The organism is Nostoc sp. DSM 114159 (assembly GCF_053470285.1).
Genome location: NZ_JBPFEH010000001.1, coordinates 6,427,820 through 6,444,595 on the forward strand (window position 1 = coordinate 6,427,820; position 16,776 = coordinate 6,444,595).

A 16,776-nucleotide genomic window follows, 5' to 3' on the forward strand; every position below is an offset into this window, starting at 1 on the left:
TTACTTCAGTAGCTTCAAATCAATCCGGGATCGAATCCCGGATGATTTACTCCTTCTGTCTCCTGCCTTTTGCCTCCTTCAATACACTCATGAATCTAAGACAATGCCGCTGCGGGAGTTAAACCTAGTTTGGATAACAAGCGGTCAATGTCAAAATGCTGTGACATCAACTGGCGAATATACTGAACCTTAATCGGCTCGTGGACACGGACTTGACCAAAAGTGCGATCAACAATTCCCACAGTAGTGAGGGTATCTAAGTCAACAGACAAAATGGGTATTTCTAGTTCTTCAGCACGACTGAGAATGAACGGTGGGGGTGGTAGTTGCCCAGTGAGAATTAAACATTGGGTAGAAGTTTCTAAAGCCGCTTGCTGAATTTCCACCCGATCGCCTCCTGTCACCACTGCCATATTCCGGCGCTTGCGGAAATATTTTACAGCGGAATTGACATTCATCGCTCCAATTGCTAGACTTTCCACCAACAAATCCATGCGATCGTTGCGACAGAGAACGTCAGCCTTTAACTGCTTGACTAGTTCGCCAACACTCACACTGCGAAGCAAATCGCTATTCGGCAGCATTGCTAGCACTGGAATACCCTGCTGTTCCAAAAATGGTAGGATGAGGGTTTCAACCGCTTCTAGTTGGGCGATCGGGATATCATTGATCGCAACTCCAATCAAGCGATCGCCCAGACGCTGTTTTGCAGCCAACAGCGCCTCAACCGAAAGCAAGGATTTATAGCGGCTTACTAACAGCACACCAGCATCCAATACTTCAGCCATTTGCAGCAAAGACAAATCAAACAAATTGCCTTCGGACAAATTACCAGGCCCCTCCAGTAACACTAAATCTCCTTGAGACTTATGTAAATACTGCTGTATTAGGGACTGCTGATAATCGGTTTTGTCTTCCCCCCGCAAGCGCTTTTGCACATTCGGTTCATCCAAAGCCAGCATTGTAGGTGCAACGCGGTTTTCCGGCAAATTGAGGCTAAGAGCGATGAACTGGACATCTTCCTCAATTACGGTTCCACCGGACGAATTGAAAGACGTACCAAGTGGTTTACCGTAGCTAATATCCAGACCTTTTTGCTGTAGCTGATGAGACAAACCCAGAACAGTTGCAGATTTACCGCTGTAATTCTCGGTCGATCCAATCAGCAAATATTTAGGGGATTTTGGCACACATGCACTCCTAATTTCAAAAGTCAGAAGAACCCAGCTAGGTGTTTCCTAATTCTAGTTCCTTCTGGCAAAAGCCTCCCGCTCTCACAAATTAAGCTTTCCCAGAATTACCTTCTGATTGAACAAGTAAGAGGCAAGGGTAAGGATGAAAGCTTCTGTTTGGCAAGATGATCGAGTTTTGAAAAACTGTATAAGCTAATGCGCCTACATATTGCACAAACTCCGTTAAGACCGTCATTAGTCATTAGTCATTTGTGTTTACCAAGGACAAATGACAATTGACTTAGGACAACCTTCACCAGTTGATGTGCTTTTCTTTTTGTGTAACAGCTTAGAGATTTGGGGTTGGGAAAGCGAAAATGCTAACTAGTCCACTTTCCCTGTCCATAATTCAGAGCATTCCAAGTCCAAGAAAGCTGTTATGGATTTTTGCAATTGCCAAAACCATAACCATTTCATCCGTTGGCGATTTTCTGCTAAAACGCACCACTCTGTAGCAACGTAAAGACTTTGAACTGCGGTAAGTTTATAATCGTTGACCAGTTGCTCCCAATCATAGCCAAAAACACCATTGCTGATGAGATTTGCATGATATTCACGCAAAATCGGAATTTCCCATTGCCTACGTAAATCAGTCTCCCACCAATGCACCATCATATACGCAAGATCGCTTACTCCTAGCCAGGTAGTTAAAGACCAATCAAACGGTTGGCGATCGATGAGATAGGTTTTGCCGTTTCCATTTAGGGGAGACAGGACATTACCAGGGTTAAGATCGCCATGAATTAGCGTAAAGCCAGATGGGTTTTTTGTACGCTCAATCATCTTGTAAGGATGATTTTCAAATACATCTATTAACAATGACTTCCATGAATCATCAATTTTGGTCTTAATCTCCTCTAACATTGGTAATAATCCAAGTTGAACGTGAGCTACATATTGCTCAATTTCAGTCTGGCTAGTAATATTACTGTCAATAACTCGTAATTTTTCAACACCCCACCAATGAGCGTGTAATGTGGCTAATGCTTTAGCGACTGTACAACCATAGGCAAGTGTCGGCTGAATTCGTCGGTTGTCACAATGGCTTGTAGATAAGTCTTCTAAAAGAAGGTGATAACGACGAGGATTTTCTGCATATCTTGCATGGTAGCAAGTAGGTATAGGTCGATTTGCTAGCTCAATGTAATCCCGTATATAGTAATTGACTTCAGATTCACCGAAAATGTCATTGTTATCTGCACAAATTTTTAGCAGCAGGGATGCTGGTAATGTACCTGTTGTTTCTGATTGATACTGAAGCTGAATTTTAGTAAGCTGAGAATTACTACTATTTAAGGCTTCAATAGCAAAATTTTGGATAGAGTCAGTGGCGAGTGCTGAATTGAGCCAGTCAAGGTTAATTTGATTAATATTAGTAATGACTTCATCTGTATGCATTTGTGTTTATCTATGGTTTTATTTATATCAAGTATAAATTCAGGAGTTTCTAATTTCCTGAGATTAGTGTAGAATTTGGATTGTAATTTTCAGATTTAACTATTTAATCATATAAACAACGTATAGCAATCTTAAATAATTCATGAAAATCTCTCTTGATTCTCTCGGCGTCTGGAGCGATCGCCTACGGCAAGCCACTCGTTCTTTACGTTATAAGAAATTATTTCTCATAAGTTAGATAGGATTAATCTACCAAAAGCAGATGCGATCGCCGCTAATTTTAATAATTTTAAAAAGTATTTAATTTTATCTAAAAAAACTGGTGATTAAAAGTAAAAATAGCCTAGTTGCAGAAGCAAGCTACGCCCATTAGGATGAATTAGCACAACAAAGAAAGTACTGCGATCGCCGACGTTAAATTGGAAGCGATCGCAGATGAAAATTATTCATAACTTTCCTCACAAACCCAAAACCTGCATTGATTTTTCAAGTACTTCTTTGGGGCGGAATGGTTTAGTTAGATATAAGTCTGCACCAACCTCAATTCCTTTTTGTTTATCAAATTCCTGTCCTTTAGCTGTCAAAATTATAATGTAGATATCAGTCATTTGCAGGTCGTGTTTTACAATATGGCAGACTTGCAGACCATTCATTTTCGGCATCATCACATCAAGAAAAACTAGATTTGGTTTTTCAGTTTTAATAGTTTCGAGAGCTTCTTCGCCATTTCTAGCAGTTAAAAGTTCAACACCCTCGTCTTCTAATGCTTCTAGGGCTTGTTCCATCAAAATCAAGATATTGGGTTCATCGTCAACAATTAGAATTTTCTGGTTCATAAGGATTGGGTATTGGGTATTGGGTATTTGTACTGAGCGGCTTTCCCTGACTTGTGCCGAGCTTGTCCTAAGCGTAGCCGAAGGGCAAAGTCGAAGTAGCGCAGTAGAAGGGAGTTGAAGTACTGGGCATTGGGCATTGGTAAACAGGGTATGAAGAAGAGACAAGGTAGACAAGGAAGAGGGGGGAGACAAGGAAGAGACTTGTCCCCTTGTCCCCCTGCTCCCCTGCTCCCTTGCTTTTTGCACAGTCCCCAATCCCTAGCGATTACTGTTCTGACAGCATAATAAAAAATACATTTTCTAACTCCTTCTCAAAGCGTAGGGTTTTCACCAAATCGGCTTCTTGAGAGAAGATAGAATCGATGATGATCATGTCAGGTTTGGCTGACAGGGCTTTATTGATGCATTCTTGCGGATTGGAGGCTTCAATGACGCTGTATCCCTGAGCTTGTAATACATCAGATAAAGTTTTTAAGGCTGAGGCATTTTTATCTACAACCAATACCTTTTTACTAGAAGTGCCTTGGTAAAGCAGTGAGCCAATTTCGCTCAGGAGTTTTTCTGTATCAATGGGCTTGGTAAGATAGCGATCGATGCCAATGTGGTAGCCTCGTTCTTTGTTTTCAATAATTGACAAAATAATGATCGGAATGTCTGCGGTCTGAGGATCGTTTTTGAGAACAGCTGCCACATCGAAGCCGTTGATTTGGGGCATCATCACATCCAAGAGAATCAGATCGGGACGGGATGTTTTGATTTGATGAATTGCATCCATACCATCCTTTCCTTCTCGAACGTTGTAGCCTTCGTTTTCCAATTGTTGACGCAGCAGTTCCCGAATGTTAGCGTCATCATCTACAACTAAAATGGTTTTATGGTTTTGGTTCAGTACAGCGTTTTTGGTAATAACGTGTTCTTTGAGTTGTTTGACAAGCATATCCAAATTCAGATTAGCAGTGGTTTGTCGATCGCAAGCGTAGGTGGGAATGATGAACGAGAATATGCTGCCTTTACCTGGTTCGCTCTCAACCCAGATTCTACCGCCGTGATGATCGACAATTTGTTTACAGATGGGCAGTCCTAACCCAGTGCCTTTGGGTTTGTCGGTAAGAGTGTCGCCAACTTGGCGGAATTTCTCGAATACTTTCGGTTGGTCTTCAGGTGCAATTCCAATGCCTGTGTCGATGACGCTGATGCAAACACCGTCGTTTCCTTGTTTAACGCGGCAGATGACACAACCAGATTCGGTAAACTTAACGGCATTAGAAATCAAGTTAATTAAAACTTGCAGCAGACGGTTGCGATCGCCTACTATCTGAGGCAGTCCAGGTTCAATCTCGCTGACCAACTGCAAGCCATTGGTTTCAAATAACCCGGCAGTAGAATTGGTTGCCCAATCCAGTAATTCGCTGGGATCGATCGGCTGCATTTGCCATTCCACTTTACCCGCTTCCATCTTGGCGATGTCCAGGACATCGTTAATCAAAGACGTGAGCCGTTCTGCTTCCGACACAATAATGTTGAGATTGTCAGCCACCCGCTTAATCGTTTTCTGAAGCTTGCGGTCTTCGGTAGAAATCATTGGGAACACATCGGTTTCCAGCTTTTCTTGAATGATCGACGCAAAACCGAGGACAGAAGTCAGTGGCGTTCGCAGCTCATGGGAAACTGTTGAGATGAAATCGGTCTTCATCTGGTCGATTTCCTTTTCTGCCGTCACATCTCGAATTAGCAGTGCTGAACCGAAGCAGGCAGCGGGTTCCGAATTTGCCGTCTTTTTGAAAATGGCGGTTGCCACTGCCTGACCAATGCGTTCTTTGGTCAGTGCAACTTCGGCAGAGAACACCTCACCAGGATGGGATTGAGTTCGTGCAATTAGGTCTGCTAAACCAGATATCGGCAATTCTCGGTAGTGACCGTTGAGGGCGGTAGCTGTTAATCCATGCATAGCTAAAAAAGCAGGATTGAAGTGGGTGATTTGTCCTGCGGTGTCTACCACTAACAAACCATCTGCTAAGTTATCCAAAATGGCATTTAATCCCTGCGCTTCTGCTAAGGTATTTTGCAGGGCAGCCGTCCGCTCTACAACTCTGGCTTCCAGTTGTTGATTTAGTTGCCGCAGAGCGATTTCTGCTTGTTTGCGGGCACTAATATCGGTATTGATTTCTAGCATAGCGCAGGGTTGACCAGATAAATCTCGTTGCAAAGTCCAACGGCTCTGAACGGTGATCGGTCTGCCATCGCGCGTTATGTGTTCCAGTTCTCCCTCCCAAGTACCCTCCCGTAGAAACTCTGATAGGATTTCTTCTAAAGGTTTTGGAAAAGTTGATTTTAGAAATGTGTGAATGTATTGGTCTTTCACTTCCTCACGCGTCCAACCGTAGAGTCTTTCGGCACCCTGATTCCAGTAAGAGATTTTCTCGCTCATGTCGCGGACAATGATGGCATCGCTGGAATGATTCAACATATCCAATAAACGTTGATTTTCAGCTTCTGCCAGCTTGCGATCGTGAATATCGCTGCAAGCGCCAATCCATTCCCGAATGCTGCCGTCTTCTTCTAGTACGGGGGCACCGCAGACAGAGAAGTAGCGGTATGTGCCATCCTTGCCACGCAGTCGATATTCGGTTTGATAGATACCTCGGTTTGCCACAGCAGCATTCCAAGCTTCTGTGGAGCTGGCACGGTCATCTGGGTGAATCGGATCGAGCCAGCCCCAACCTTCAACTTCAGCTTGGCTCTGCCCCGTATACTCAATCCAGGTGAGCATTTCCTTGCTGATTCCCAGTCCTTCTGGGGTAGCTCCCCAGACAATCTGTGAAGTAGCAGTTACTAAGGAGCGATATCGTTCTTTAAGACGCTGATTTTCGGCTTCTGCCAGTTTGCGATCGTGGATATCGGTGCAGGTGCCAATCCATTCTCGGATGCTGCCATCAACTTCTAGGATGGGGGTGCCACAGACAAAGAAGTAGCGGTGTGTGCCATCCTTACCACGCAGCCGATATTCGGTTTGAAAGAGACTCTGATTTGCCACAGCAGCACTCCAGGCTAGGGCGGTGCAGGTACGGTCATCGGGGTAAATCGGATCGAGCCAGCCCAAACCCTGGATTTCATCTGCACTCTGACCTGTGTACGCTAACCAGGTAGACATTTCACTGCTCACCCCCAGTCCTTCAGGGGTAGTCACCCAGACAATTTGCGAACTGGCAGTCACCAAAGAGCGAAACCGTTGTTCGCTCTGTTGCAGAGTTTGTTCTGCTAGCTTGCGATCGTGAATATCGGTGCAGGTGCCAATCCACTCCCGGATGCTGCCATTTGCTTCCAAAACAGGAGCTGCATTGCAAAAAAAGTAGCGATAAGTGCCGTCTTTGGCACGAATCCGATATTCCAGTTGATAAATAGTCTGGTTTGCCACAGCAGCACTCCAAACTTCAGCACTGTAGGCACGGTCATCGGGATGCATGACATCCAACCAGCCCCAGCCCATCATTTCGGCTGCACTTTGACCTGTATATGCCTCCCAACCAGCTATTTCAGAGTTCACCATTCCTTCCGGAGATGCCGTCCAGACCATTTGTGAAGTGGTAGTCACTAAAGAGCGATACCGTTGTTCGAGATATTGCTTCTCGGCTTCTGCTAGTTTGCGATCGTGAATATCGGTGCAGGTGCCAATCCACTCCCGGACGCTGCCATCTTCTTCTATAACGGGCGCGCCCCAGACCCAAAAGTAGCGATAGTTGCCATCCTTGCCACGAATTCGGTATTCAATTTGATACATACTCAGGTTTGCCACGGCAGCACTCCAGACTTCTCCGGTATAGGCGCGATCGTCAGGATGAACGGCATCAATCCAGCCCCCATTTTCCGCTTCAGCTAGACTTTGACCTGTATAGGCTATCCAGCTTGCCAGTTCAAAACAAATTCCTTGTGGTGTGCTTACCCAGACAATTTGTGTATTAGCTGTTACCAAGGAACGGTATCGGGCTTCACTCTGTTTCAGTATTTGTTCGGTATCTTGGCGTTCCTGCTGGACGCGTCGAAGGTAGCTGATGTCCTCTACACTACACCAGATCAGTTGCTCTCCATCTTTCTCAATCATCTGTCCAGAAATCCTCACCGGAACCAGATGCCCGTCTTTATGGATGTACTCCTTCTCATAAGGGCCATAGCGACCAGTTCGTTCCAAGTCTTCTAGGCAAGATTGCTCTGTAGCAGCATATTTTTCTGGGGTAATCTGCCAGTAGGTGAGATTCAGGGTTTCTGAAACAGTTCGCCCCAAAATGGCAGCATAGGCGGGGTTGATGCTAATTAACGTCCCATCTGTTCGGCAAAGTACCAGCCCAACAGGACATTGTTCAAATAGCTGACTATTGTATTCATCAAGTTGGTTAAACATGATTGAGGTTTCTTTAGTGGCGTATTTGGGTAGGGTTAGAACAACAGAACCAAGACAACAAAGTGGCGTAAAGCTTTAACGAAATTGGGTGGTGTTGAAACATTTGGTAAAGTTGATCGGGTGATGCACTTTCCACATCTGGACTGTGCTGTGAAAGTCGCTGGATCAGTTGAGTATGGCGGATCAGCAGATCCGTCGGCTTGAGGATTGGAGCTGTTGATCGAATAAAACCGTCGGTATCGGGAGTAGGGGATGATTCCGTTGTGGGAGTTGACAAGCCAGATGTGCTATTTTGTTCTTCAATAGCGTCTGCCAATGCACAATTTATTGGAATCTGAATCCAGAATTCTGTGCCTTCACTCGGTTGAGAACGACACTTAAGCATTCCCCCATGTTTGTCTACAACAATTTGGTAGCTGATTGCCATGCCTAACCCCGTTCCCTTCCCAACATCTTTCGTGGTGAAGAAGGGATCGTAAATGCGGCGAATTACCTCCTCCTTCATGCCTGGGCCGTTGTCGGCAATGCGAATTACAACCCACTGGTGGTCAATGGCTATGGTACGAATAGTGATTTGGGGATTCGGGGTTGGGGATTGAGAATTATTTTTGATTCTCCGATTTTCCATGCTTTCTTCTAAAGCATCAATGGCATTTGCCAGGATGTTCATAAACACCTGATTCAATTGTCCGGGATAGCATTCAATCAGAGGAAGTGTTGCATAGTCTTTAACAATTTCAATTGCCGGACGATGAACATCTGCTTTCAAACGATGATGAAGAATCATTAGCGTTCCATCGATGCCATCGTGGATGTTCACGGCTTTCATTTCAGCTTCATCATGGCGGGAGAAGTTTTTCAAGGATTGGACAATTTCGACGATACGACCTGTGCCTAATTTCATCGAATCTAGCAGTTTGGGAAAATCCTGCATGATAAATTCCAGGTCTATATTGTCTAACTCTGATTCCAATTCTGGAGGAGCAACAGGTAGAAATTTCTGATACTTTTCCAACAGGTGTAACAAGTCTTGGGTGTATTCGGCAACATACTTTAAATTGCCGTAAATAAAGTTAACCGGGTTGTTGATTTCGTGGGCAACTCCGGCAATGAGTTGCCCTAAACTGGACATTTTTTCGCTTTGGATCAACTTAGTTTGGGCCAATTGCAACTCATGGAGAGCTTGCTGAAGCTTCTGTGTTTGGGCTTTTGCCTGGAGAGCTGCTTGAGTACTTTGCTCGTAAAGCACAGCTTTGTCAATAGCGATCGCTGTTTGAGAGGCAAAAATACTCACCAGTTTCAAGTGTTCAGCCTTGTATGAGTCAGTTTTGGACGTTCCAATAGCGATCGCTCCCAGTACCCGCTCTTTGGCTCGTAACGGTACACAAATCATTGCACTAACGTGTTTTTGTCCCTCTAATCGCGGATCGGCTTGCACATCATTAACGAGTTCGGCCCGGTTGGATTGCACAATGCTGCCGATAATTCCCTTACCGGGTTCTGGCTGACTGTGGTCAAAAAACACTCCAAATTCGGCAATGATTTCAAACGCAGTTGCATCTCGATTCAGGAGCAGAATCATTCCCGCAGATGATTCAATTAATTGACTCAATTCTTGAAGCACAAGTTGGGCAATCTGTCGCGTATCTAAACTTGTTGTCAGTTGAGTCGAGATATCGTCAAACAAATCAATTTCCTGATATCGCTCTAACAATTCTTTGGCGAGTACTTTCTTTTCAGCTTCCTCCTTTGCCAAAAATGAAAGCAAATTTGCAAGTATAGTTGCCTGTTCTTCTCCAACAACCCAACCGATGATTTCTCCTGAGACCTCGATTGGATAACGGTTTTCTACAGTTTGCTCTCCAATGCTAATTAGTTTCGTGCCGTCTACCAGTTCAACATCAATCGCGATGTTGAACTGATAGACTAAGTTATGAATAAGAGATGGCAACTCTTTTTTGTTGAGCATCTTTCTAAGGCTAAGTGCGGGCATGAAACACCTCATCTAGAGCAGGTTGCAAATTTCTCATAATCAGTGTTGGTTCGTTGGCGTAGTTTCTCATCGAGAAAAATACAGTGTATTGCAACCTCTTGCCACCTTCAATGCCGCTATCAATACTCCTTTGCATAAGCAAGCTAGAGCTACCATCTCCCAAGAAGAGAGGAATTTTCATACAAATCTAGGGATATAACAGTTTACTAATTAAGGCTAGTTTTCCCAAAAACCTTAGCGATATAACAGCGAAGTCGAACGGTAGCAAATACCTTTAAATTCTTTACCAGAGGCATTTTTCTGTTCTTATAACTCGCTTAATGTTTGATAGGTTCTCAAAAAACTATAAATAAAAATTTATTAATTATATAAAACCATAGATTAAAGTCTATGTTAAATTCATGTCTGTTGTTACTACTCCTGATAAATTGGGAATCAGCTTTTTTGAGTATAAAAGTTAGCGTATTTATGAGAGTAAAATAATCGCCTTTAGTGCATCAAAAGAAGCTGCGATCGCAGCTTCTTTTGGTGGTTTTAAAAAGTATTTAGGTAGGTGCTAGTTTTAGTTAGATCCGAGAGTAGCGAAAACGAAGTCTGAGTAGCCGTAGCCAGCGTAACCACATTTGTGCAGGTTGTTCAAAGAAAGTAAAAATATCACCGAAACCCAAATTAGTTTTGTGATGATGTAACCAGTGTCTTTCAGGAGTAGTAATAAATAGAATTTGGCATAAAATATTTACAGGCTTTGAAGTTTGCCAACCCAGTACACTTATATGTCTCCACCATACATGTAATTGACCAAGCAGTAATCCAGAAATCACGCCAATAGGAGAAAAAGACCACAGGACTACTGCTATAAGTACATAAGGCAAAGCTCCCAAGATACCATCTAAAAGAACTTGGGGATTAAAAGTCAAAATAGCGTAGTGGCGGAAGTCTTTCTTCCAGGAGTGGTGCGTTTTTAAATGAAGGCTACCAAAAACGTGCTCGGGTACGTGGTAAAAAAATGTAGATAGAAAATCGCCAACAAACAGTAACAACCAAGCAACAGCGATAGCCTCAAGCATTTGTACTCCTCAAGTTTAATAAAAAAACTCCACAGAAAATATGCAAATGTCATGCTGTAGGCGTAGACACCTGTTTTGGACTATGCAAGTAGCACCTGTGTGTCTCATGAGTCTACCCTCCAGTTAATTTGGCTCAGAGTATATGTAATTAAATCAGTTGCAGTTTCATGAATCTCCGCTCCTTAATACAGTCAACAGCAACTTGTAAGAACTTCCAATTTGACTTGTAGCTCTGAGTTAATGGTATTAATACCTCTAAAACCCTATGTAAATACAGTAGTTTACCATAGTTACTACACAATCTTCTTACTAAGGCATACAGCGTAAGCAAAGGTTGAGTTAAGCTTGGTACAAATTTAGGTTAAGGATTTCTGCAATATTGTTAATTCTAAATTTATTGCAATTAAGCTTGAATGATGACTCGATTTAGAACGATCTAAATAGATATTATGCCAATATTAATTGAGTTATTGAGGTGAATTAAGTAGGTTTATAGTTGAATTTATCTGTAACATTTAGAGCATCTATAATTAATTAGATGCCATAGATATTTTTTAAAAATTGAGTAACAATATCACTTTTAATTTACACTTTCAATGATGAATAAACATTCAAAATGTAGGGATAATTTTATAATTTATCTTTATTTGCCAAGTGCGTCTGGATTTCCTTACTCTAGACCATTCGTTCGCTCGAGTTGTAGACACTAGCAACTCTATGTGTCACCCTTGTTTTGTGGTTACTACTGCGCATAGCTTGCTACGCACAGCAAACGGGGTATGCATTAGACTACAGCCCAAGCTAAAAAATATAAAAAATTAAATGATAGAGTACCAAAGATTGATTCTTCCATTATCATTTATAGACAAGTTAGTAAATCAGTAAAGCACACCTGCAATATTTATTGACAACGCGTCCTATTAAAAGGGTATCTCAGTATATCCAAAATTTAGGTTACTTTCCAGTTGGAAGGTAAAATCAGAATTTGAAGTTATGATTACACGATTTATCTATTTCAGTATGAACAAAAAATGGGCGGTCAAGCGAATCACTATAAACCTGGCATCAAATGAAGCCAAAAACCTTGAAAAATATTGTGAACAGACAGGCAGACCAGCAACGGATGTCATCAGAGAACTTATTCGAGCCTTGCCACTGACAAAATAAAAGTAGATTTGCGAACTATTTCACCCTGGTTGATTTTCAAGATATAACTATTAAAATTTGGTTTAATTTGGAGGTCTTAAAGTAAGAGGTAGTAATTTTTTGTGATATTGAGAAGAACGTAAAAATTTAGTTTCTGGCGTGCTGCGCTCATTACTACGAGCGCAGCACGTCAAAAAGAAGATGACGCGAGCGCTATTATTGAGTTGCACAATGAGGAGTGAGAGAATATTTTTTTGGTTGGGTAATTATATTGTGTCGTCATCTTCGTCAGAAAATAATCTCTAACCCATATTGTTTAAAATTTTCGCCACAAACAATAGCATTGAGGTAGCAAATATACAGTCGTGAGGATCTAATCTATGATTACAGCTCTTGCAATTACTCACATCAGAGAAAAATTGGAAACCTTTGTCCAAATCTGCACTTCTACTTTAGCTATAACTCTTCTGGATATCGCTTTTGGGACTTGGCGTCAACGTTCAGCAGCTCAAGGCAAAGCTTGAATGAGTTCTCGAATCACGTCTATTGCTAGTTTGCCTTTCTGTTCACAATACTTTTCAAGGTTTTTAGCTTCATCTGCTGTCAAATTGATAGTGATTCGCTTAAGCGCTCTTTTTTGACTGGAGGTGGTCAAACGGGGAAATTTCAGTGCAGCAGTTTTATTCATTGATTGATAAGCTAGATATATAGAAACTTTCCTTATCAAGATTGCCAATTTTGAGCTGTATTTACCAGTGAAGATCGGGATTTTGAGATTGAACTTAAGCTTTACTCCCAAAAATATTACTGAGAATACGAGGTATTAAATCACTAATACCCTACGTAATAAATCTGCCATTACCAAATGTAAGAAGCTTTCGGCTAAAAAGATGATGTTAGCAATGTCCTACAGTCCAGATAGTCTGTTGAGCAAGCGGTGTTGAATTACCGAGATGAGTGGATGCAAAGGTAGTTTTTATTACTGGGTATGTTGGTAATATGCCTATTTTGAATCTTCTGCAACATGAGATTATTCGTTTGTTATGGCTATTACCCTATATCTATAACAACCTAGTAGATAATTCCTTTTAATAAAAAGTGATTAAACGAACAGTGAGTTAATACATGACTTTACAGAATTGGAGACGTAAGCGTGGCGTTGCACTTACTACGAAGGGTTTACAAAAAATTAAAGAAGCAAAGCATCAATCAGAAGCAAAGGAAAATTTTGGAAATCGGTATACTCTTGAAGAAATGAGTGTACGTTCTGGTTTATATTCCGCTACCATCTCGAAAGTATTGAATCGGGAAGGAGGAGTTGACAAACAGACTATTGAGAAGCTTTTTTCAGTTTTTAATTTAAAAATAGACAAAAGTGACTATTCAAGCTCAAATACTCGTCTAGATTGGGGAGAGGCTATCTTTAACTCCGCTTTTTATGGGCGTATAGAAGAACTTATTACATTAGAGCAATGGATTCTTAATGAGAACTGCCAATTGGTTGCACTCTTGGGAATAGGAGGTATTGGAAAAACAGCACTGTCTGTAAAGTTTGCTCAAAAAAATCAGGACAACTTTGAGTATGTGATCTGGCGATCGCTACGAGAAGCACCACCTGTTAAAATTATTTTAGGTAACTTAATTCAATTTTTATCTGACGAACAGGAAACAGAAAGTAACTTACCAGAAAGTTTTAGCGATCGGGTATCGCGACTACTCTATTATTTACAAAATTATCGCTGTTTAGTATTCCTTGATAATGCAGAATCAATTCTCCGTAGTGGTAGCCGCGCTGGACTTTATCGAGAAGGATATGAAGAATATGGTGAGCTTTTAAGACGGGTAGGAGAAGCAACTCACCAAAGCTGCTTAGTGTTAACTAGTCGTGAAAAACCCAGAGAAATAGCATTTATGGAAGGACAAGCACTACCTGTTCGCTCATTGCCACTGAGTGGATTGAAGGTGGCGGAAGGGCAAGAAATTTTAAAACTCAAGGGACTATCGGCGGCAGAAGATGAATGGAAAGTAATGATTGAACGTTACGCAGGCAATCCATTAGCTTTAAAGATAGTTGCCACAACCATTCAACATATCTTTGATGGTAATATTACTGACTTTTTACAACAAGACACAGCTGTTTTTGGAGACATTCGCGATATCTTAGAGCAGCAGTTTGAGCGCTTGTCAGATTTAGAAAAGGAAATAATGTATTGGCTAGCGATTAATCGTGAGCCAATGACGCTTCCAGAATTGCGAGACGATATTATATCACAAGTACCGCAAGCAAAATTACTAGAGGCTGTAGAATCTTTAGGAAGGCGATCGCTAATCGAGAAGGCTACGCCTACGCTCATTGAAAAAACTGGATCGCTTTTTACTCTCCAGCCTGTTGTCATGGAGTATGTGACTAGTAGCTTTATAGAAATCGTATGTGAGGAGATTATCACTCAGAATCTTGATGTATTCACAAGCAAAGCTTTGATAAAAGCGACAGCAAAAGAATATGTTAGAGATACTCAAATTCGCCTGATCGTCAAACCAGTTATAAATGGGTTGCTTACTGTCTTTAGAAGTAAAAAAAACCTAGAAAATCACTTAGCTCAAATTTTAACAACCCTACGAGATATATCCCCTCTAGAACAAAGTTATACGGCAGGAAATGTTTTTAACCTACTTTCTGATTTAGAAACCGATCTTAGCGGTTATGATTTTTCTTATCTAACTATTTGGCAAGCCGACCTGCAAAACGTCAAGTTATATAATGCAAATTTTGCTCACGCCCATCTAGCTAAGTGCGTTTTTGTTGAAACCTTTGGTGGTATTTTTTCAGTAGCCTTCAGCCCTAATGGTAAACTTTTAGCTACTGGTGATACCAATGGAGAAATTCGCTTGTACGAAGTTGCAAATAGTCAGCAACTTCTGACTTGTAAGGGTCATGCTGGTTGGGTTTGGTCAGTCTCCTTTAGTCCCGACGGTCAGGTTCTTGCTAGTGGCAGTAATGACCAAACAATAAAGCTGTGGGATACTAGTACTGGTGAGTGTTTCAAAACTTTAAAGGGTCATAGTGGTGGGGTTCGTTCAGTCACTTTTAGTCCCGACAGTCAGGTTATTGCTAGTGGCAGTGATGACCAAACAGTGAAGCTATGGAATACCACTACAGGCAAATGTGTAAAAACCTTACAAGAAGTTGGTTGTAGTATATGGTCTGTTGCCTTCAGTCCAAAAGATTACATATTGGCAAGTGGAAATGATGATTATACAATGAGGCTGTGGGATATTAACAGCAGTTCATGTATTTACATCTTAGAGGGTCACACTCAGAGGGTATACTCAGTCGCTTTTAGCCCTGACGGTAATACACTAGCTAGTGGCAGCCATGACCAAACAGTGAAACTTTGGGACATCAGTACTGCTCAATGTTTTAAAACTTTGCAGGGGCATACTGACTTAGTACATTCAGTTACCTTCAGTCTAGATGGTAATGCTCTTATTAGTTGCGGTGATGACCAAACAGTTAAGGTATGGGATTTCGATACTGGTGAATGCCTTAAAACTCTACAAGGACATAGAAGTAGGATATGGTCTTTAGCAATATGTATAAATCAAAATATTTGTGCCAGTAGCAGTGATGACCAAACGGTAAAGTTATGGAATATCAGCACTGGTAGATGTATTAAAACTTTGCAAAGTTTCAACAATGGGATATGGTCAGTCGTTGTCAGCCCAGACGGTAAGATTATTGCTAGTGGTAGTTATGACCAAACAGTGACACTGTGGGATATTACAACTGGTAAATGTCTAAAAATTTTGAGAGGGCATACGAATCGAGTTACATCAGTCACTTTCAGTGCCGATAATCATTTTATTGTTAGTGGCAGCGAAGACCGAACCTTAAGGCTATGGGATCTTAATACTGGTAAGTGTCTAAAAATTTTGAGGGGACATACTAATCGAGTTACATCAGTCACTTTCAGTGCTGATAGTCATTTTATTGCCAGTGGTAGCGATGACCAAACAGTAATGGTCTGGGATGTTAGCACTGGTCAATGTCTTAATACTCTACGAGAACATAGCGGTAGAACATGGTCAGTCGCCTTTAGCCCTAACAGTCATATATTAGCCAGTGGGAGTCATGACCGAACAGTGAAACTCTGGGATGTTCATACTGGTAGATGCCTTCAGACTCTGCAAGGTCATACTGACTGGATATATTCAGTCACCTTCAGTGCGGATGGTTCCACTCTAGCTAGCGGTAGCGGAGACCAAACTATAAAACTGTGGGATGTTAGCACTGGTGGCTGCCTTGGAACTTTGCAAGGGCATACTAATAGCGTATACTCAGTTGCTTTCAGTGCAGATGGTTGCATACTAGCTAGTGGTAGTGGCGACCAAACAGTGAAGCTTTGGGATGTTGACACAGGTAATTGCTTAAGGACTTTATCTGGACATACTAGGTGGGTTTGGTCAGTTGGCTTTAGTCCCAATGGTCAAAGTGTGGTCAGTTGCAGTGAAGATGAGACAATTAAAGTTTGGGATGTAGAAACAGGTGCATGCTTGAAAACTTTGAGAAGCAAAAGCCCTTATGAGGGAATGAATATCACTAGCATAACTGGGTTAACTGAGTCTCAGAAGGATACTTTAAAAGCTTTAGGAGCAGTTGAGTATTAATTGAACGTGAGTTCGACGGTTATAAAAAGGTAAAAAGCTT

11 protein-coding genes are annotated in these 16,776 nt (G+C 41.8%); 3 read left to right on the forward strand and 8 right to left on the reverse strand.

What is annotated here, in order from left to right; all coding sequences use genetic code 11:
- Positions 1-95: 95 nt before the first annotated feature.
- The 7 genes from ACR5KR_RS27170 to ACR5KR_RS27200 all read right to left on the reverse strand — a co-directional run bounded on the left by ACR5KR_RS27170 (position 96) and on the right by ACR5KR_RS27200 (position 10,922).
- Positions 96-1,190 carry a phosphotransacetylase family protein gene (locus tag ACR5KR_RS27170; protein WP_448268634.1) on the reverse strand — a complete coding sequence of 365 codons (1,095 nt, stop codon included), beginning with the start codon at positions 1,188-1,190 and terminating at the stop codon, positions 96-98.
- 366 nt (positions 1,191-1,556) lie between these two features.
- Positions 1,557-2,630 carry a hypothetical protein gene (locus ACR5KR_RS27175; RefSeq protein WP_445628353.1) on the reverse strand — a complete coding sequence of 358 codons (1,074 nt, stop codon included), beginning with the start codon at positions 2,628-2,630 and terminating at the stop codon, positions 1,557-1,559.
- Between the two features lie 458 nt (positions 2,631-3,088).
- A complete protein-coding gene (locus ACR5KR_RS27180) occupies positions 3,089-3,466 on the reverse strand; it encodes a response regulator transcription factor (protein ID WP_322712093.1) in 378 nt (125 codons plus the stop codon).
- A 265-nt stretch (positions 3,467-3,731) separates the two neighbouring features.
- Entirely contained in the window at positions 3,732-7,862 is a 4,131-nt protein-coding gene (locus tag ACR5KR_RS27185; RefSeq protein WP_445628355.1) for a PAS domain S-box protein, read from the reverse strand.
- 13 nt (positions 7,863-7,875) lie between these two features.
- Positions 7,876-9,855, reverse strand: a complete 1,980-nt coding sequence (locus tag ACR5KR_RS27190; RefSeq protein WP_448268635.1) for an ATP-binding protein — start codon at positions 9,853-9,855, stop codon at positions 7,876-7,878.
- A complete protein-coding gene (locus ACR5KR_RS27195) occupies positions 9,842-10,036 on the reverse strand; it encodes a hypothetical protein (protein WP_448268636.1) in 195 nt (64 codons plus the stop codon). Before ACR5KR_RS27195 ends, ACR5KR_RS27190 begins: the two co-directional genes overlap by 14 nt.
- Before the next feature lie 385 nt (positions 10,037-10,421).
- Positions 10,422-10,922, reverse strand: coding sequence for a fatty acid hydroxylase (locus ACR5KR_RS27200; protein WP_322674359.1), 501 nt, complete (start codon positions 10,920-10,922; stop codon positions 10,422-10,424).
- 1,020 nt (positions 10,923-11,942) lie between these two features.
- On the opposite strand from ACR5KR_RS27200, the gene ACR5KR_RS27205 reads away from it, so the two are divergent.
- Both ACR5KR_RS27205 and ACR5KR_RS27210 read left to right on the forward strand, forming a co-directional pair.
- Entirely contained in the window at positions 11,943-12,089 is a 147-nt protein-coding gene (locus ACR5KR_RS27205; RefSeq protein ID WP_094348756.1) for a ribbon-helix-helix protein, CopG family, read from the forward strand.
- Positions 12,090-12,448: 359 nt separating this feature from the next.
- On the forward strand, positions 12,449-12,592 hold the full coding sequence (locus tag ACR5KR_RS27210) for a hypothetical protein (RefSeq protein WP_445628358.1): 144 nt from the start codon (positions 12,449-12,451) through the stop codon (positions 12,590-12,592).
- On the opposite strand, the gene ACR5KR_RS27215 is transcribed toward ACR5KR_RS27210, so the two are convergent.
- Entirely contained in the window at positions 12,577-12,756 is a 180-nt protein-coding gene (locus ACR5KR_RS27215; RefSeq protein ID WP_448268638.1) for a CopG family transcriptional regulator, read from the reverse strand. The genes ACR5KR_RS27210 and ACR5KR_RS27215 overlap by 16 nt on opposite strands.
- Positions 12,757-13,193: 437 nt before the next feature.
- On the opposite strand from ACR5KR_RS27215, the gene ACR5KR_RS27220 reads away from it, so the two are divergent.
- Positions 13,194-16,736, forward strand: a complete 3,543-nt coding sequence (locus ACR5KR_RS27220) for a WD40 domain-containing protein (RefSeq protein ID WP_448268639.1) — start codon at positions 13,194-13,196, stop codon at positions 16,734-16,736.
- The last annotated feature ends 40 nt before the right edge of the window (positions 16,737-16,776 follow it).